This window comes from Anabaena azotica SJ-1 (assembly GCF_047275885.1).
Lineage (GTDB): Bacteria > Cyanobacteriota > Cyanobacteriia > Cyanobacteriales > Nostocaceae > Trichormus_B > Trichormus_B azotica_A.
In genome coordinates, this window is sequence record NZ_CP178454.1 from 1,648,722 (window position 1) to 1,666,105 (window position 17,384).

Below are 17,384 nucleotides of genomic sequence, written 5' to 3' on the forward strand. Positions count from 1 at the left end.
TTGATCAGTTTATGCAAAAATTCAATTTTTTTTAAGTTTGTAGCTGAACTGCCAGTAGAGATTATCAAAATTAGAACATCAACTCCCTTGCGGCCAACGGTTGCAGGAGTTGATATCTACTATGCTGATACATCCGGTAATAGCTACAAAATCAAGCACATAAAAATGCGTCTTACTTTGAATATCCTGATTTCTATTGCCAACAATATATGTCAGCGGATTGAAATTTGTGCCAAAACCAAAAAAATCCGCAAAACTTCCTACCGACTTGTTTGTGATCATCACAAACAACCCAGAGAGCCAATACACAACCATCCTGAATTTCGCACGTGAAGTGATAAATTCTGGTTTATTATACTGTGCTTTAGCATTTATACAAAAAGCACAAATTTGTTGATGCCTAAAAACTTTCTTGTTCCCAATGAAGCAAATAGCAACGTGGGACTAGCAAGCAAAGTTCAATCAACCATCTTTAACTGTAAAGCCCTCTGTAACTCAGCAAGTTCATCTCGATGAGCAATAACAGTGATTTTACTTGAGGAGAGTTGTTCGTTTTGGATTGCTTCCATTTTGAGTGACACCTTCTCAAGTCTTCCAGCTTTTTGCCAATAAAATATACCACTTAATGGTGATAACAACACTAAAGCCAGCAAAAACGGACTCTGGCTAGAAAAAAGCTGGGATAAAACTAGAGATAGACAAGCAAGGCCAACAGCCGCTAAAAAAGTCAAAAATACAGCTAAAAACCAGCTAGGTCGGACAAATCCTTCAAAAGATACTTGATTCTTATCTTTATCAACAGATATGACTCGGTAAGACCGTGAGCGAAAATACTCCCTCAGTTGGGTCATCAAAGCAGCCTCATCTTGCTCAGATACCAATTGTGCTTTTTCTATGCGGTCTTTAGTCGAAGCACGAATAAAGAACAACAGCCCAACCGATAACAACAAAGTTAGCAGGAAAGTAGATGGAACAATAGCAGTATCCATAATTAATTGTTAATGTTTTACTGGATCGGATGTATTCATTATCAATTATTCTGGAATTTACGAACAATAAACAGAAACCTGCAAATAGAAATTCTGTGGAATTTTTAATTTTTAATTAATCCCCAATCCCTTATGTCACAAAACTCCGAAACCCCATCCTCTAATCTTCGGGTAATTGCCCAAAATTTTCGCTTGGCAGGTTGGATTAGTTTCTGGATTCAACTTGTACTAGGTGTCATTTCTGGGATAATAGTTTTATTATTTGCCATCTTCAGTCAAAGATCAGGAAGTCCAAATAACAATCCTGGAACAGGATTTGGTGTATTTCTAGCCATTTGCGGACTAGTTGTTTTAGGTGCAGGAATTTACCTAGCCTACCGTTACACCAGAATTGGCAAACAACTAGATTCCTCCAATCCTACCAATCGCCCCCGCAAATTGGAAACCTTACAGGTATTAAGATTGGGATTATGGGTGAATTTAGCAGGAATACTAGTGACACTTTTGGGAGCGCAAGCGATCGTTGGTACACTAGTAGCTAGGTCAATATCTCCACAAGCTGTAACAACCCAACTCTTTGACCCCACTCGGATTATTAGCGGTTTAGATATGCTAGTAGTTCAGGCAAACACAAATACTGTATCAGCGCATTTCTCAGGGCTTGTAGCTTCACTATTCCTGTTGAATCGCATTACTAAGTAATGGGTATTGGGCATTGGTAAAATGATTAGCTGTTCCCTTTCCCTTTAACAATTGACAACCGACAATTAACAACTGACAAATGCTAGATATTAAACAAATTAGAGAAAATCCCCAACTCGTACAAGAAAAGTTGAATACTCGTAGTGGTAAATACGACATTCAACCTATATTAGATTTGAGCCAAAAACAGCGGGAACTAGAAGCAAAACGGAACGAACTGCAAGCCCGTAGTAATGAAATTGGTAAACTAGTCGGACAAAAGGTAAAATCTGGTGTTAATCCTCAAGATCCTGAAATTCTCGCTTTAAAGGAAGAAGGAAACACCCTCAAAACCACATTAAGCGCATTAGAACCCCAGGAAAAAGAATTAAAAGCCCAAATTCAAGAATTACTCTTAGCACTTCCTAACTTACCCAGTGATTCTACCCCCATAGGTGCAAGCGAAGACGATAACCCAGAAGTGAGAAGATGGGGAGATGAATATAAACCCGAAAACCCAAAGATTTTACCTCATTGGGAAATTGGTGAGAAATTGGGAATTTTAAACTTTGAAAGAGCCGTAAAAATTGCCCAAAGTCGATTTGTGAGTCTTATTGGTGCGGGTGCAGCTTTAGAAAGAGCATTAATTCAGTTTATGCTCAGTAAAAATATTCAAGCTGGGTATATAGAAGTTAGTCCCCCGTTGTTAGTAAATACAGATTCTTTAACCGGAACAGGACAGTTACCGAAGTTTGCAGAAGAGAGTTTTAAATGTGCAGATGATGAATTATGGTTAATTCCCACTGCGGAAGTTCCGGTAACAAATTTTTATCGGGGAGAAATTATCAACGCAGAAGAATTACCAATTTATCACTGTGCTTATACTCCTTGTTTTCGTCGAGAAGCGGGAAGTTATGGACGAGATATGCGGGGTTTAATTCGGTTGCATCAATTCAATAAAGTGGAGTTGGTGAAACTTGTAAAACCGGAAGATTCTTTTGAGGAATTAGAGAAATTAGTTGGAAGTGCAGAATCAATTTTACAGGCTTTAAAGTTGCCTTATCGAGTGATTAATTTATGTACTGCTGATATAGGTTTTGGGGCAACAAAGACCTATGATTTAGAGGTTTGGTTGCCATCTTCTGGGAAGTATCGAGAGATTTCTAGTTGTTCTAATTGTGTTGATTTTCAAGCAAGAAGAGCGGATATTAGGTTTAAGGAAGCAGGGAAGAAGGGGACGCAGTTTGTGCATACTTTAAATGGTTCTGGTTTAGCTGTGGGAAGGACTATGGCAGCTATTTTAGAGAATTATCAGCAACCAGATGGAACGATTAAAGTACCGGAGGTTTTGCAGGTTTATTTGGGTAGGGAGGTTTTGTAGTTTAGGGGTTTTTGTAGAGGCGTTTTTGGGGTGCGTCTCTACTTGTATATTTGGAAGTTTTAGCCTATATAGGGCTTGCTGAATAAATGTGAAATCTAGAGAAATCAAAGGTTTGAGGCTGATAAACAGAAAAATAGGTGCAAGGATTTTGAAGGATGTACCATCAAAAGCGTGCATTTTGGGTCTGATAAAAGGAAAAAATTGGTTGTTAAAGATAGCCCAAACTCTTGCCTCTTGCCTTTTGCCTGCCTCCACGGAAAGACTTTTTCAGCAAACCCTATATAGTTAAAGAATAATCTAAAATATTGAACATATATCAATATCATTTGTACATCTATGAAAGCTATTGATGTATTTGAAAATCTTGCGTCATCAACTTGGGAACGTATTCATTTGGGAGAAGCCTATAAGGTTTGTCAAGGAGAAGAAACTATTACAGATTATAATCTTTTGGAAATAGCTATGGCTAAATGTCCAGAAGTGAACATTATCAAAACACCTAAAACAGTAGAAAAAAGTCAAGGTACAGATTGGGAATGGTGGATTGGAAATAATCGTTTAGGTTGGCTGCGCTATGCAGTTCAGGCTAAAAAGATTAATCCAAATACATCTAGATATGATGCACTTAAGCATACAGTTCCTCTGTACGATGAACATCGTAATAAAGTAGGTGAAACTGAACAAATTGATATTTTAGAGCAATATGCTAGGATACGTAATGCTATTCCTATGTATTGTTTTTACAACTATGTTGAAAATAGCGGACTAGATGACTATTGGCACTGTAATTTGTCCTACGAAATTAATCAATTTGGATGTACAGTCACTCCATCCAAGAATGTTCGTGCAGCACTTTCAGAAAGGGGTGCGAGAAAGTTTAATTTTCTCCATAAATTTGATAATACAAAACCTTGGCGTTGCTTAGTGCGTTGTCCTCTATTGCTTCAAGTTTATCAAACTGGTTCAGCTAGAGATACTTCGTTGGGGTTTGAAAACGTTGTTATTTACCCAGATTTACCATTTGATTTATCTTTTGTGCTTGAAACTGGTTATTTGGAAGAATTTTCATCTGAGTTTTATAGTCGAGATATAGATATTTATCCTAAAAGAATTCTTGTTGCACAATATTTAGGTGAAGATATCTAAACAAGTTGGATTAAATCTGCTCCTAGCTAAAATTAAGCACGGTTATCCACACATAGCTTTTAGTGCATTTGTACTAAGGTGTGATTTATAATTTCGTATAGTTCAGTATACGGAGTTTAATAATGACAGAGAAATGGGATTGGGATTTAGGTAATGGAGAATCCCTAACATTTGACGTTTTTGCACGTAACATTGGATGGAACAAAGTTGCTGGGTTATATATTTTCGCATATCAGCAGGGAAATATGTGGTATCCACTATACGTTGGACAAACAGATGATTTTAGTTCTCGACTTCCAAACCATGAGAGACTTCCTCAAGCTATACAAAGAGGTGCAACTCATATTCATGCAGTTGTTATTCCTCAGCAACGTCGGAGAGATATCTTAGAGAAAATGTTAATACAATACCTTCAACCTCCATTGAATTATCATTATAGATAAAGTGCGATCGCTCATCTCGTAGGGTGCGTTAATAAAATGTAATGCACCGTTTTTTATAAAGATTTAACTGTCTGAATCAGGATAACCAGGATTCAAGGATTAACAGGATTATATTTGATATAATATATCAAACGATTAACTAATAGATTTTACTATGATTACATTAGGTGTAACAGTAACTATAACCAGTGACGGAAAATTGTTAGTTAATTCTCCCGTAGACATTCCAAAAGGAGAATATAAAGCAGTTATTGTACTAGAAGATAAACCAATAAGTGATGATTTACATGATTCTGTAAAAAATGCCCAAGCTATTTTTAGACAATATATTCCACCTACTAGAAAACTTTCTGAAGAATTAGTTCAGGAACGGAGAGAGGAAAGTTTAAATGAGTGAAGTTGTTTTAGATGCTTCCGCAATTTTAGCTTTACTCAATGAAGAACCTGGAAGCGAAGAAGTTTTAAAATTTATTGGTAAAGCTGCAATTAGCACGGTTAATTTATCTGAAGTAATAGCCAAATTAGCCGATGCAGGAATACCAGAAAATGATATTATTTTAATCATAAATAATCTGAATATAGAAGTCATTGATTTTAATGAAGAACAAGCATTAAAAGCGGGAATTTTACGCCCAATTACTAAATCAATGGGACTTTCATTTGGTGATAGAGCTTGTTTAGCATTAGCTATTTTCCTCAATCAACCTGTTTTAACTACTGACCGTTTATGGAGTAATATTAGTATAGGAGTTGAAGTTAGAATATTGCGTTAGATTCCAATGTCATAATCAGGATAACCAGGATTAAAGGATTAACAGGATTATATTTGATATTGATATTGTGAAATGTATGGATTAGGTTTATATCCCCAGTGATGGGTTCACTACCTTTGCAAGCTTGCTTATAATCTTACAATTACCTTATTTTTTAGTTTAAAGTCTGTAAATTGGCGAAAATCCTATGATTGGCTGTTTTCTTTCGTGCTTGGTTGCGACAAACAGCAGCAGATTTTGTTTCTATGTCTTTTCCCAAACTACAATAGGGATATATATCCTAAATATTTTGACTAATTTGCTCTATGTCAGTTTTAGCAGCGATCGCAGTCTTGGCTACTTTAATCTTAGTACACGAGTTGGGGCATTTTGTAGCCGCACGTTCCCAAGGCATTTATGCTAACCGCTTTTCCCTGGGTTTTGGTCCCATCCTGTTAAAGTACCAAGGATCACAAACGGAATATACCATCCGTGCTTTCCCTTTGGGTGGCTTTGTTGGCTTTCCCGATGACGACCCAGATAGCGACATTCCCCCCAATGACCCGAATCTGCTGCGGAATCGCCCTATTTTAGATCGAGCGATCGTCATTAGCGCCGGAGTGATAGCAAACTTAATATTTGCCTATTTGGTGTTAGTTCTACAATTAGGTATCGTTGGTATTCCCCAAGAATTTAAATATCAACCAGGTGTAATTGTCAAACCTGTTAACGAACAATCTATCGCTTACCAAGCTGGTATTCGAGAAGGTGATATTATCCTGAGTGTCAATGGTCAAGAACTCAAAGCTAGTAACGATTCTACCTTATTGCTGACCAAAGAAATTCAAACTCATCCTAATCAGCAACTTGACCTGAAAATTCAGCGCCAAAACGAACAAATACCCTTGAAATTAACACCTACACAAAGTGCTGATGGTAAAGGTTTAGTAGGCGTTGAACTAGCACCAAATGGTAAAGCAGTTTATCGTCGTCCCCAAAATCCTGTGGAAATTTTCACAGTTGCAGCTAACAGATTTCAACAATTAGTTGTTGCTACAGTTAAAGGCTTTGGACAACTAGTAACTAACTTTCAAGCAACAGCTAGTCAGGTTTCTGGACCAGTTAATATTGTCAAAATTGGGGCTAAATTAGCTGCTGATAATAGTGCTAATTTGTTGTCTTTTGCGGCAATTATCAGTATTAATTTGGCGATTATCAATATTTTACCTCTTCCTGCTTTGGATGGTGGACAACTGGCCTTTCTCCTCATTGAAGGTTTATTTGGTAAGCCCTTACCAGCGAAAATTCAAGAAGGTGTCATGCAAACTGGTTTAGTGCTACTCTTAGGATTAGGTATTTTCTTGATTGTCAAAGAAACTACTCAATTAGAATGGGTACAACATCTGTTGCAGTAAGTGTAGAGTAGGTGACAGGTGACAGGTGACAGATTGAAAAGTATTTTACTTTCTAAGTTTTATCATCTGTGGATGTTTTAACCACCTTGGCTCTCAGGATAACCGAATTTTAGATTTGGGATTTTAGATTGAATATAAAAAAAATCGAAATCCTCAATCTAAATAAAAATATTTTTCAGTAAATAAATCCCCCATAGTAAATTTCAACATCAAAAATTGATTGAATCGTAAATCATTAACTAAAAAACAACGGGCTTTAGAAATCCTTTCCCGTCTCCAGTTTCTTTATCCTGACGCGACTTGTTCTTTAAATTATACAACTCCTGTACAATTATTAGTGGCGACAATTCTTTCTGCTCAATGTACAGATGAGCGTGTGAATAAGGTGACACCAGCTTTATTTAGCCGTTTTCCTGATGCGGAAGGTTTAGCAAATGCGGATATATTAGAATTAGAAGAATTAGTTCGTTCAACAGGTTTTTATCGCAATAAAGCCAAGAATATTAAAGCCGCTTGCCGAATGATTGTGAATGATTTTAATTCTGTTGTTCCTAATGAAATGCCAGAATTATTAAAACTTCCAGGAGTTGCTAGAAAAACGGCAAATGTGGTTTTAGCTCATGCCTATGGTATTAATGCAGGTGTAACTGTAGATACTCACGTTAAGCGATTGAGTCAGCGTTTGGGGTTGACGAAAAATACAGAACCAATTGGTATTGAAAAAGATTTAATGAAGTTGTTACCCCAACCAGATTGGGAAAATTGGTCTATTCGTTTAATTTATCATGGTCGGGCTGTGTGTAAAGCCCGTTCTCCTGGTTGTGATGTTTGTAAATTAGCTGATTTGTGTGATATGAAGTTGTCTCATACAGAGAGATAAAATTTAATCACTAATGACTAATGACCAATAGCTATAGTACAATTAAAAACGCTGCCTTTTAGTACATTAGGGATTTTATGGCAAAGAAGAGCATGATCGAGCGCGAGAAAAAACGCGCTAAGTTGGTGGAAAAGTATGCTGCAAAGCGGGAAGCCTTGTTAGAAGATTTCAGACAAGCAGAATCTCCCCTGGATAAGCTGGAAATTCACCGCAAAATTCAACAACTACCCCGCAACAGTGCGCCTAATCGTAGGCAAAACCGTTGCTGGTTAACTGGTCGTCCTAGAGGCGTATACCGTGACTTTGGGCTATCTCGGAACGTTCTCCGGGAATGGGCGCACCAAGGTTTATTACCTGGCGTTGTTAAGTCTAGCTGGTAATCATTGGTGAAGGGAATAGGGAATAGGGAATAGAGAAAGGCAAAAGGCAAAAGTCCAAAATTTATACCTATACCCCATGCCCAATGACCAAAGTATTATTGACCACAACACCGATCAATTCCCAGGCTTTCTAAGAGTAGATCGCTAACGGCGTTGGCGATCGCAAACTCTCCATAAAAACTTTTAGAAAAATCAAATGCTTGCATCTCTGTGACAATGGCAATTACCAAAGATCCTAAGTCATTTTCACCTTCCATCCTCTGCCGCATAAAAATCTGCGCTGCACGTTGAGCAATTTTTTGATTCACTATTTCGGGAATAAATTCTGTATCCAGCCACAGTAGTAGGCGTTTTTGCAACCATTCACCTTCTAACAGAGGATTTTCAGACGGAGGTAAAGTAATGGGTGGAATTGGCTGAGTCATGTTTGTATATATTAAATAGATTTTGTTTACCAAGGGTAATCTCATACCATTTTAAATTTTGAACTTGGGAATTTGGATTGTAAAAGCCTTGCTGCACAAGACTTTGCTCTTTCCATCTGTCACAATCATTTTTCAACTTGGTATCAGAAGAACGCAGGAAAGCCGATAAAAGCCAAATGCGTTGCTTTGGGAGGGTTTTTCATGATTTTCTAAACTATGCAATATGATGTCGCCGCTATTATTCGAGGTTATGCACAAGGTTATTTTCTCATGGCTGATGAGAGCGATCGCCTGGGATGGTATGGAAGTAAAGAACATACTTTAATTCCCTTAGATGATAGATTTCGCTACCCCAAGTCCCTCCAGCGAGTCCTCAACCAAGAAAAATTTACAGTAGCAATTAACCGTGACTTCTTCGGTGTGGTTGCTGGCTGCGCTAACCGCGAAACAACTTGGATTTCCCCGGAATTAAAAAAGATTTACTGGTTACTTTACCAGACTGGTTACGCTTATAGTTTTGAAACTTGGCAAGGTAATAAACTTGCAGGGGGAATTTTAGGAATTGTTATTGGTGGCGCTTTTATAGGTGAATCAATGTTTTACAACATTCCTGAAGGTTCTAAGGTGGCAATGGTAAAACTTGTAGAAAGGCTGCGCCAAAAAAAATTTATACTGTTTGATGCACAAATGATGAATCCCCATCTCGCTAGATTTGGTGCTTATCCTGTCAGTAATCAAGAATATGAAAAATTACTCCAACAGGCTTTACAGCTTCCCTATTCTCTAGAAGATTAAGGGTGTAGGGGTGTAGGGTTTGGGGTGCAGGGGTGCAGAGGAGCAGGTGATAGGTGATAGTAAATAATTAATTATGAATTACGAATTACCTAGCGAATTTGCGGACAGCGAATAAGCTACCCATTAATCCTACTACTGCACCGAATCCTAAGAGAATTAGAGGCAGCAATAAAGTTTGGTAGGCAGTGAGTTGTAAACCATTGCTGATAAATTGGATAAAATCGGGTTGGTTAGCTAGTAAGCGGTTGAGGAATTGTTGAGTTAGAGAAATGAAACTCCAAGCGATCGCACCACCAACCAAACCAAAGGAAATTCCTTGTAAAATAAATGGTAGGTAAATCCAAGCGGAAGTTGCTCCCACCAGTTGCATAATTTCAATTTCCCGACGACGTGCCATCACAATCAAGCGAATAGTTGTCGTTGTCACTGCGATCGCAGTGGAAGTCAAAATAATGGTAATCGTTAAAGTCATCCAACTTAAACCCCGATGCAACTGAGCAATACGTTTTACCGCTTCATCTACATACTGCACCACATCCACACCTGTCAATTTAGCTAACCTCGTCGCTAAATTAGGCACAACTTGGGGATTCAAAGCCTTTACCTTCATCTCATCCACCAGAGGATTACCCCCTAGTTGTTGGTTCGCACCTTCAATATCAGTCAAACCCAATTCTTTAACCAACTTTGTCCAAGCTTGTTCTTTAGTAATTACTTCCACAGAAGCTACTTCCGGCATATTTGCCACCAATGGTTCAATATTGACAGCTTGAATACCCGATTCCAGATAAACAGATAATTCCAACTGACTACCGAACTGGTTGAGAAGTCTTTCTACTTGCCAAGAAGTTTGCAGACTTAATCCAAACAAAAATAATAACACCGTCACCGTACTGACAGCAGCCCAATTCATCCACCCTCCCCGCAACAAACCCAGGAAAGTTTCTTTCAGCAGATAATCTAGTTTGGTAAAAAATTTCAACATTGAAAATTTAAAATAGTAATTGGTGATTGGTAATTGGTAATTGGTAATTGGTAATTGGTAATTGGTAATGGGTGATTGGTAATTGGTAATTGGTCACTCATTATTCTCCCCCTGCTCCCTGCTCCCTGCTCCCCTGCTTCTTTTCCTGTCACCTGTCACCTGTCACCTGTCACCTTAACTCCTGCCAACTGACGATAGAATTAAATGAGTAAGACATTCACCATTAAGCCACGAGAATCATGCCCTCTGATATTGCTGTAGAAAAGAAAAAATTAAAAAATCCACCTTTGAAGCTTCATTATTTGGGCGATCGCGTCCTGCGTCAACCCGCAAAGCGCGTTACCAAAATAGATGATGAACTTCGCCTACTGGTGCGGGAAATGCTGCAAACTATGTACAGCGAGGATGGCATCGGTTTGGCTGCACCCCAGGTGGGAATTAATAAACAACTTATTGTCATCGACTGCGAACCAGACAAACCAGAAGCACCTCCACTGGTATTAATCAACCCCGTAATTAAACAGGTTAGCAGTGAACTTTGTGTTGCTCAAGAAGGTTGTTTAAGCATCCCTAAAGTTTATTTAGATGTCAAACGCCCCCAAGTAGTAGAAATCGCCTATAAAGATGAATATGGTCGTCCTAAGACATTAAAAGCTGGCGACTTACTCGGAAGATGTATTTTACATGAAATGGATCACCTCAACGGTGTGGTATTTGTAGACCGTGTAGAAAATTCCTTGACTTTGGCACAGGAGCTATCTAAAAATGGCTTCTCGTATCAAGCAGTGAAACCAGTAGCATAGGTGATCTAGAGCGTGTATTTAACTCCAAAAAGCGGTTTATTCTTAGGCAGTTCCTGTGTAACAGCGATCGCTGCTGTCGGTTCAGTATTTGAACTCAGTTCTGGACAACCGGATTTAGGTGTCCAAAACACTGCCATTATCCTAGCCTTGAGCATTCCCCTCACCGTATTATTTTTTATTGTTGCAGTCAGGGATGCACGGGCTAACTTAAAATAAGCATCAGGTAAATAAAAAAGGTAAAAGGATGAAAGAGAAATGAAAAATTCAACCTTTTGCCTTTTATTTTTTTCTTCAGTAAGTTGGTGTAGAAAATTTTCCTAATAATATTGGTGTATGCTTCATTAGACTGGAAAACGCTGTAAGTATGTAAGCATTAAAATTTATTGTTGTGGCAAGGCAAAAGGCAAGAGGGGAAAGACTTTCAGCGATTTTATATTCTGCAACATACCTTGGTTTTTTTGAGCCAACTTACTTAGTAAGAAAAATTAAGCAAGCTTGTGCTGTAAACTAAATACCTGAGAAAATTCAAGAATTTGATTCAGGGTGCAGTTTTTATGGCTATAGATTTACGCAAATTTTTTCAGGCTACTAACCCAGGTAAAACCTTATTTGCAGAAAACGCTGAAGAAGATCAAAAGTATTATATTGACTTTTCCTCTGTGCGGGGTGGTCAGATAATTGAGAACCTCAGAGACAACATTAGCCTATGGTCTCCTGATGAACCAACCTGTCAGTTATTTACAGGACATATTGGTTGCGGAAAATCTACAGAATTACTGCGTTTGAAAGCAGAGTTAGAAAAAGAAGGATTTCATGTAATTTACTTTGAATCTTCCCAAGACCTAGAAATGGGAGATGTAGATGTTGGTGATATTTTACTGGCGATCGCTCGACGAGTGAGTGAAAGTCTAGAACAACTCAAAGAAGTTCAGATCGAAGAACCCAAAGGACTGATGAACCTACTCCAAGGAACAGCCAAGCTATTAGGAGAAATGGAAATTTCTGCTGAAGCTAATGTCCTGGGTCTTGGTAAAGTGAATGCCAGCACTGGAGGTAAATTTTCTGCGGAAGTTGGTATTCCTGGTATTGGTCAAGTGAAAGCCAGTGATCAAGAAGGCTTTTCTTTAGTAGCAGCAGGAATAGGGAGAATTACCGCTAAAACTAAAGCTAGTCCAGAACTACGGAGTAAATTAAGAGGCTATTTAGAACCTCGAACCAATGGCATTTTAGAAGCCATGAATCAGGAATTACTCAACCCTGCCAAAGAGAAATTAAAAAATCACGGAAAACAAGGATTAGTAGTAATTGTTGATAACTTAGATAAAGTAGATAGTTCACCCAAACCTTGGGGAAGACCGCAACAAGAATATTTATTTATCGACCGGGGTGAACAGTTACGAGGGCTAAACTGTCATTTAGTTTATACCATGCCCATAGCCTTGAGATTTTCCAATGACTTTAGCACCCTGACTCAGAGATTTTTAGTTAACCCAGAAGTGCTGCCAATGGTACCAATTATGTCACGGGATGGTAGTCCAGCTACGGAAGGGATGGCATTATTAAGACAAATGGTACTAGCAAGGGCATTTCCTGATTTGAATACCCAGCAGCGGCTAGAAAAGATTACAGACATTTTTGATCAACCAGAAACCTTAGATCATTTATGTCGTATTAGTGGTGGTCACGTCAGGAATTTACTCCGACTTCTCAACGACTCAGTAAAAAAACAACGGGGTTTACCCATTACCCGCACAGTTTTAGATACTGTTATTCAAGGTTATCGGAACGAACAACGCCTAGCAATTACAGATGATGAATGGAATTTACTCCGTCAAGTAGTACAACAAAAAAAAGTTGTGGGAAATGAAGGATATCAAACACTAATTCGGAGTATGTTTGTTTATGAATATCGGGACTCCCAAGAGACTTGGTTTGATATTAATCCACTATTAGCAGATGCCCAGGAATTACAGTCATGAATCAAGAAAATTCAGGTGCAGAAAGTATAGCTCATAATGAAGAGTCTTTGCAGGATTTAGCATGGGCAATTGATATGAGCCAAGGGCAATTTTCCCTAATTTTGGCTCGTTGTAATTATATTTACCTGCGGCAAGAGCTAACAACAAGACTAAAAGAAATCTGCCCTGTAGAAATTCATGAGATTGTTTTAGAAGCTTCGGCAAAAAGAATTTACACGACTATTCGCAATAACTTGGCAGGTAGACAACCAGCAGCAGTGATGGTTTTAGGTTTAGAGTCAGTTCATGACATAAACCAATTGCTAACTTCTATGAACGTAGCTAGGGAAGAATTCCGAAAAAATTGTCTTTTTCCCTTAGTGTTGTGGATTAATGATGAGATATCACAAAAATTGATTAGATTAGCCCCAGATATTTACAGTTGGGCAACATTGAATGTATTTGAAATTTCTGCGGAAATTTTAAGCGATCGCTTACAACAACAAACAGATATTTTATTCACTAACAGTTTAGAATTAGGAACTAGTCAATTTTTACAAAATGGTAATATTTTAGACTTTGAAGAAAATTTGGAGTTACAAGCAGCTTGGCGAGAATTACAAAAACAGGAACAAAAATTAAGTCCTGCTTTACGAGCCAGTTTAGAATTTGCTTTAGGTCGAGAAGATTATGTTAGAGACAAGATAGATAATGCCTTAATTCATTATCAGCAAAGTCTCAATTTCTGGCAAGAAAGTCATCAAACTTTACATCAAGCAGTGTTATTGTTTAACTTTGGTTGGTGTTATTTTCGCAAAGCCTATTTAGATCGTACAGATAACCACAACTATTGGCATTTAGCTAGGTCTTATTTTCAGCAATGTATTCAAATCTTAAAATTGGAACAAAGACCAGATTTAGTATCTAAATTTATTAGTCCCTGGTGTGAAGTGCTAAGACAAATTCAGGATTGGCAAGCATTAGATGAGTTAGCAAGACAATCCTTAGAACTGCATAAAAGTTATGGAACAGAAACCCAACTAGCTCAGGATTATGGGTTCTTAGCTGAAGTTTATCTGTCTCAAGAACAACCAGCATCGGCTAAAGAAATGTCTGAAGCAGCTTTAGAAATTTTAGCAAAAAATCCTGCACAATCCAGACAAAAGGGATTATATCTATTTATTTTAGCTCGTAGTTTACGCCAGTTAGAAAAACTTGAGGAAGCTGTTAAAAATCTAGAAATAGCCAAACAGGAAGACCTCAACTATAACCCTCGGCTTTATATTAAAATATTAGAAGAACTAAGATCACTTTACTTTGAAAAACGTCAATATTTAAAAGCTTTTGAAATTAAACAAACTCAACGTTCTCTAGAACAACAATTTGGTTTTCGGGCTTTTATCGGTGCAGGAAGGTTACAAGCACAAAGAAAATTTAGCAAGACCCTGACTCATGCTGATCATCAGGAAAGTATTGCTGAAGAAATTATTGCATCAGGAAGACAAAGAGACATTACTCGTTTAATTGAAAGAATTGGTAGTACACAACATAAGCTAACTGTGATTCATGGCCAATCAGGAGTAGGCAAAAGTTCTTTAGTGAATGCAGGTTTATTTCCCGCATTAAAACTACAAACTATAGGTACTCGTGATCTTGTACCTTTAGCATTGCGAGTCTATACTGATTGGATTAGGGAGTTAGGTCAATTATTAGCAGAAACAAATACCAATAACTCTAGTTTACCTTTAGAATCAACAGCTAATATTATCGAGCAGTTAAATCAAAATTCAGAATCAAATCTCTTAACAGTTTTAATCTTTGACCAATTTGAAGAATTTTTCTTTGTGTGCAAAGAACTGTATCAACGAATAGAGTTTTTTGAATTTTTAGGTGATTGTTTAAACATTCCAGATGTGAAGATAGTTATTTCCATGCGGGAAGATTATCTACATTATTTGTTAATTGCTAATAAAATGCCGCAAATGGCAGCAATTAATAACGATATTCTTAGTAAAAATGTTCTTTATCCTTTAGGAAATTTTTTACCAGCAGATGCTAAAGAATTTATCACTGGGCTTTATCAATTACACTTAGAACCTGCCTTAATTGATGAAGTAGTGAAAGATTTAGCCAGCAAATTGGGAGAAGTACGCCCTGTGGAATTACAAATTGTGGGCGCACAAATGCAAACTGAAGGCATTAGTACCCTAGCTCAATATCAGCAACTAGGGCCAAAAGAAAAATTAGTGCAAAGATATCTAGAAGAAATTATTCAAGATTGCGGTGCTGAAAATGAACAAGTAGCGCAAATTCTTTTATATTTACTAACTGATGAAAATAATACTCGTCCTCTGAAAACTCTAGCAGAATTAGAAAAAGATTTAAAATCATTAGCTGCCGATTTAGACACACAATCACAAAAAATAGGTTTAGTTTTAGAAATTTTTGTGAAGTCAGGTTTTGTATTTTTACTGCCTGAACATCCTTCTAATCGTTATCAACTAGTACATGATTATTTAGTTACTTTTATTCGTCGTCAACAACAATCACAATTAAGTAAGTTACTTCTAAAAATAGAAACAGAGAAACAGCAACGTCAACAAAGTGAAGAACAACTGAGAATTTTAGAAAAGGCAAATAAACTTTTCGTTGATGCTCAACAAAAAGCGAAAAGAGAAAGACTAAAACTCAATAATTGGCTCAAATTACAAATGTTGTTAGTATCTGTGGGCATTGCAGGTTTTGTAACTTTATTACGTTTTCTTGGATTATTACAACCTTGGGAATGGGGAGCTTTTGATCAATATATGCGCTGGCGACCCTCTGAACCTCGTGATCATAGAGTTGTCATTGTTGGGATTAATGAAAAAGATTTTGATAATCTTAAACAGGCAACCATCACAGATCAAGTCTTAGCCAAATTACTCAACAAACTCAAAGCCAAACAACCAAGAGCCATAGGACTCGATGTATATCGAAACTTGCCCCTACCACCGGGTACTTCAGAATTAGACCAGGTATTTAAATCTACCCCTAATCTAGTCGGCATCCAGAAAGTAGTGGGAGAAAACAAATATGAACGAGTAGATCCCCACCCTGTACTGAAAAAGCTAGGTCAAGTCGGTGCAAATGACCTCATAATTGATGCAGACAACAAAGTGCGACGAGGCATAATGTCCGTAAACCCCACACCAGAAGAAACAGTCTACAGTTTCAACTTACATTTGGCTTTGCATTATCTGGAAAAAGAAGGAATCATTGCCAGCAAAGATTGGCAGATAGGAAAAACAAAATTTACACCCTTTGAAAGTAATGATGGCGGTTATGTCCGAGCAGATGCTGGAGGCTACCAGATATTAATTAACTACCGAAGAAAAGCAGGTTCCTTTGATACCGTTTCCATGACGGATATTTTGGAAGACAAAGTACCAGCAGATTGGGGACGCGATCGCATTATTTTGATCGGGTATATAGGAGAAAGCTTTAAAGACTCATTTTTTACACCCTATAGCATCGATCTGATCAACACCCCAGAAACAATGAGTGGGGTAGAGATTCATGGTCATATCACCAGCCAAATTATTAGTTCTGCTTTAGAAGGTCGCCCCTTAATTCAATATTTATCTGAACAGATGGAGATTATGTTGATTTTGTTTGGGGCTGGAATTGGGGTTTTGTTAGCCTGGAAATTTCCTTCTTGGCAAACATCTATAACTGGTTCTTTTGTCATGAGTTCTATTATTATTGGTACTTTTTATATAGCTTTTATATTTGCTTGGTGGTTGCCAGTTATTCCTGTTTTATTAGCTTTAATGAGTTCAATAATAAGTATGATTTCATTCAATGAAAAGCAGTTAGACAAAAAACAGCTTAGTCGTACAATAGAGTTAATTTTAGAACCTTACAATCAGAATCCAGAAGCTAGTCACCGCGCCCTTGAATATTTTATTATTTCTAATCAAGGCACTAAAGTCGCCCAAAAAAATATTATTAATATCGTTATATATACCTTAAAATCTTGCCAAAATGTTAATGATATTGCTGATTTATTTGAGCATTTAACGAGGGTATGGATTCCTTTATCTGAAATTAAAGCGAGTGATTTAACATTCATTGCTAAATTTATAGATATTAGTGGTAATTTACATACAATTCTCAAGACCAACTCAAACAGTTCTCACTATGAATTAATAGAAAGTTCAATAGCTATTTTAAAAGATATGCTTATAAGCATAGATAATGATCCTAAAAGTCGCCAAGTGGCAACATTCAGAGCTATCATTGATCAATGGCTAGTGATTTTAATTGCTTTTAGCAACTCTTTACCCCAGATTGAGGACAAATAATTTAG

17 protein-coding genes are annotated in these 17,384 nt (G+C 37.4%); 14 read left to right on the forward strand and 3 right to left on the reverse strand.

Annotated elements, in window-relative coordinates; genetic code table 11:
* Nucleotides 1-458: 458 nt before the first annotated feature.
* Nucleotides 459-989: a cofactor assembly of complex C subunit B gene (locus tag ACLLO5_RS07140; protein ID WP_413174782.1), complete on the reverse strand. Its 531-nt coding sequence runs from the start codon at nt 987-989 to the stop codon at nt 459-461.
* A 132-nt stretch (nt 990-1,121) separates the two neighbouring features.
* Here ACLLO5_RS07140 and ACLLO5_RS07145 point away from each other — a divergent pair, with 132 nt between their 5' ends.
* From ACLLO5_RS07145 to rpsN, 9 genes are all read left to right on the forward strand, one after another.
* Nucleotides 1,122-1,691 (forward strand): DUF3611 family protein, encoded by a 570-nt coding sequence (locus tag ACLLO5_RS07145; protein ID WP_413174783.1) that lies wholly within the window; start codon nt 1,122-1,124, stop codon nt 1,689-1,691.
* Nucleotides 1,692-1,770: 79 nt separating this feature from the next.
* Nucleotides 1,771-3,051 carry a serine--tRNA ligase gene (gene serS, locus ACLLO5_RS07150; protein ID WP_413174784.1) on the forward strand — a complete coding sequence of 427 codons (1,281 nt, stop codon included), beginning with the start codon at nt 1,771-1,773 and terminating at the stop codon, nt 3,049-3,051.
* A 336-nt stretch (nt 3,052-3,387) separates the two neighbouring features.
* Nucleotides 3,388-4,197: a DUF6615 family protein gene (locus ACLLO5_RS07155; protein WP_413174785.1), complete on the forward strand. Its 810-nt coding sequence runs from the start codon at nt 3,388-3,390 to the stop codon at nt 4,195-4,197.
* A 122-nt stretch (nt 4,198-4,319) separates the two neighbouring features.
* Nucleotides 4,320-4,640, forward strand: coding sequence for a hypothetical protein (locus ACLLO5_RS07160; RefSeq protein WP_413174786.1), 321 nt, complete (start codon nt 4,320-4,322; stop codon nt 4,638-4,640).
* A 154-nt stretch (nt 4,641-4,794) separates the two neighbouring features.
* The gene (locus ACLLO5_RS07165) at nt 4,795-5,037 is read left to right on the forward strand and encodes a hypothetical protein (protein WP_413174787.1); all 243 of its coding nucleotides are present in this window, start codon (nt 4,795-4,797) and stop codon (nt 5,035-5,037) included.
* Nucleotides 5,030-5,413 carry a PIN domain-containing protein gene (locus ACLLO5_RS07170; protein WP_413174788.1) on the forward strand — a complete coding sequence of 128 codons (384 nt, stop codon included), beginning with the start codon at nt 5,030-5,032 and terminating at the stop codon, nt 5,411-5,413. The genes ACLLO5_RS07165 and ACLLO5_RS07170 overlap by 8 nt, the downstream gene beginning before the upstream one ends.
* 305 nt (nt 5,414-5,718) lie before the next feature.
* Nucleotides 5,719-6,807: an RIP metalloprotease RseP gene (rseP, locus tag ACLLO5_RS07175; RefSeq protein WP_413174789.1), complete on the forward strand. Its 1,089-nt coding sequence runs from the start codon at nt 5,719-5,721 to the stop codon at nt 6,805-6,807.
* Nucleotides 6,808-7,027: 220 nt separating this feature from the next.
* A complete protein-coding gene (nth, locus tag ACLLO5_RS07180; RefSeq protein WP_413174790.1) occupies nt 7,028-7,687 on the forward strand; it encodes an endonuclease III in 660 nt (219 codons plus the stop codon).
* A 77-nt stretch (nt 7,688-7,764) separates the two neighbouring features.
* On the forward strand, nt 7,765-8,067 hold the full coding sequence (gene rpsN / locus ACLLO5_RS07185) for a 30S ribosomal protein S14 (RefSeq protein WP_413174791.1): 303 nt from the start codon (nt 7,765-7,767) through the stop codon (nt 8,065-8,067).
* Between the two features lie 95 nt (nt 8,068-8,162).
* Here the strand turns inward: rpsN and ACLLO5_RS07190 are convergent, their stop codons facing one another.
* Complete coding sequence (locus ACLLO5_RS07190; protein WP_413174792.1) at nt 8,163-8,492, reverse strand: hypothetical protein; 330 nt, start codon at nt 8,490-8,492, stop codon at nt 8,163-8,165.
* Between the two features lie 216 nt (nt 8,493-8,708).
* Between ACLLO5_RS07190 and aat the strand changes: the two genes are divergently transcribed.
* Nucleotides 8,709-9,287 (forward strand): leucyl/phenylalanyl-tRNA--protein transferase, encoded by a 579-nt coding sequence (gene aat / locus ACLLO5_RS07195; protein WP_413174793.1) that lies wholly within the window; start codon nt 8,709-8,711, stop codon nt 9,285-9,287.
* 85 nt (nt 9,288-9,372) lie between these two features.
* Here the strand turns inward: aat and ACLLO5_RS07200 are convergent, their stop codons facing one another.
* Complete coding sequence (locus ACLLO5_RS07200; protein ID WP_413174794.1) at nt 9,373-10,272, reverse strand: cell division protein FtsX; 900 nt, start codon at nt 10,270-10,272, stop codon at nt 9,373-9,375.
* A gap of 239 nt (nt 10,273-10,511) precedes the next feature.
* Here ACLLO5_RS07200 and def point away from each other — a divergent pair, with 239 nt between their 5' ends.
* From def to ACLLO5_RS07220, 4 genes are all read left to right on the forward strand, one after another.
* Nucleotides 10,512-11,075 carry a peptide deformylase gene (def, locus tag ACLLO5_RS07205; protein WP_413174795.1) on the forward strand — a complete coding sequence of 188 codons (564 nt, stop codon included), beginning with the start codon at nt 10,512-10,514 and terminating at the stop codon, nt 11,073-11,075.
* A 12-nt stretch (nt 11,076-11,087) separates the two neighbouring features.
* Nucleotides 11,088-11,291 (forward strand): hypothetical protein, encoded by a 204-nt coding sequence (locus ACLLO5_RS07210; protein WP_413174796.1) that lies wholly within the window; start codon nt 11,088-11,090, stop codon nt 11,289-11,291.
* Nucleotides 11,292-11,629: 338 nt separating this feature from the next.
* Nucleotides 11,630-13,054: a P-loop NTPase fold protein gene (locus ACLLO5_RS07215; protein ID WP_413174797.1), complete on the forward strand. Its 1,425-nt coding sequence runs from the start codon at nt 11,630-11,632 to the stop codon at nt 13,052-13,054.
* Nucleotides 13,051-17,379, forward strand: a complete 4,329-nt coding sequence (locus ACLLO5_RS07220) for a CHASE2 domain-containing protein (protein ID WP_413174798.1) — start codon at nt 13,051-13,053, stop codon at nt 17,377-17,379. Before ACLLO5_RS07215 ends, ACLLO5_RS07220 begins: the two co-directional genes overlap by 4 nt.
* Nucleotides 17,380-17,384: the final 5 nt, after the last annotated feature.

Bases quoted from the DNA above. Each gene is read 5' to 3' on its own strand.
- ACLLO5_RS07140 (WP_413174782.1), bottom strand. From the start codon at position 989: ATGGATACTGCTATTGTTCCATCTACTTTCCTGCTAACTTTGTTGTTA.
- ACLLO5_RS07145 (WP_413174783.1), top strand. From the start codon at position 1,122: ATGTCACAAAACTCCGAAACCCCATCCTCTAATCTTCGGGTAATTGCC.
- serS (WP_413174784.1), top strand. From the start codon at position 1,771: ATGCTAGATATTAAACAAATTAGAGAAAATCCCCAACTCGTACAAGAA.
- ACLLO5_RS07155 (WP_413174785.1), top strand. From the start codon at position 3,388: ATGAAAGCTATTGATGTATTTGAAAATCTTGCGTCATCAACTTGGGAA.
- ACLLO5_RS07160 (WP_413174786.1), top strand. From the start codon at position 4,320: ATGACAGAGAAATGGGATTGGGATTTAGGTAATGGAGAATCCCTAACA.
- ACLLO5_RS07165 (WP_413174787.1), top strand. From the start codon at position 4,795: ATGATTACATTAGGTGTAACAGTAACTATAACCAGTGACGGAAAATTG.
- ACLLO5_RS07170 (WP_413174788.1), top strand. From the start codon at position 5,030: ATGAGTGAAGTTGTTTTAGATGCTTCCGCAATTTTAGCTTTACTCAAT.
- rseP (WP_413174789.1), top strand. From the start codon at position 5,719: ATGTCAGTTTTAGCAGCGATCGCAGTCTTGGCTACTTTAATCTTAGTA.
- rpsN (WP_413174791.1), top strand. From the start codon at position 7,765: ATGGCAAAGAAGAGCATGATCGAGCGCGAGAAAAAACGCGCTAAGTTG.
- ACLLO5_RS07190 (WP_413174792.1), bottom strand. From the start codon at position 8,492: ATGACTCAGCCAATTCCACCCATTACTTTACCTCCGTCTGAAAATCCT.
- aat (WP_413174793.1), top strand. From the start codon at position 8,709: ATGCAATATGATGTCGCCGCTATTATTCGAGGTTATGCACAAGGTTAT.
- ACLLO5_RS07200 (WP_413174794.1), bottom strand. From the start codon at position 10,272: ATGTTGAAATTTTTTACCAAACTAGATTATCTGCTGAAAGAAACTTTC.
- def (WP_413174795.1), top strand. From the start codon at position 10,512: ATGCCCTCTGATATTGCTGTAGAAAAGAAAAAATTAAAAAATCCACCT.
- ACLLO5_RS07215 (WP_413174797.1), top strand. From the start codon at position 11,630: ATGGCTATAGATTTACGCAAATTTTTTCAGGCTACTAACCCAGGTAAA.
- ACLLO5_RS07220 (WP_413174798.1), top strand. From the start codon at position 13,051: ATGAATCAAGAAAATTCAGGTGCAGAAAGTATAGCTCATAATGAAGAG.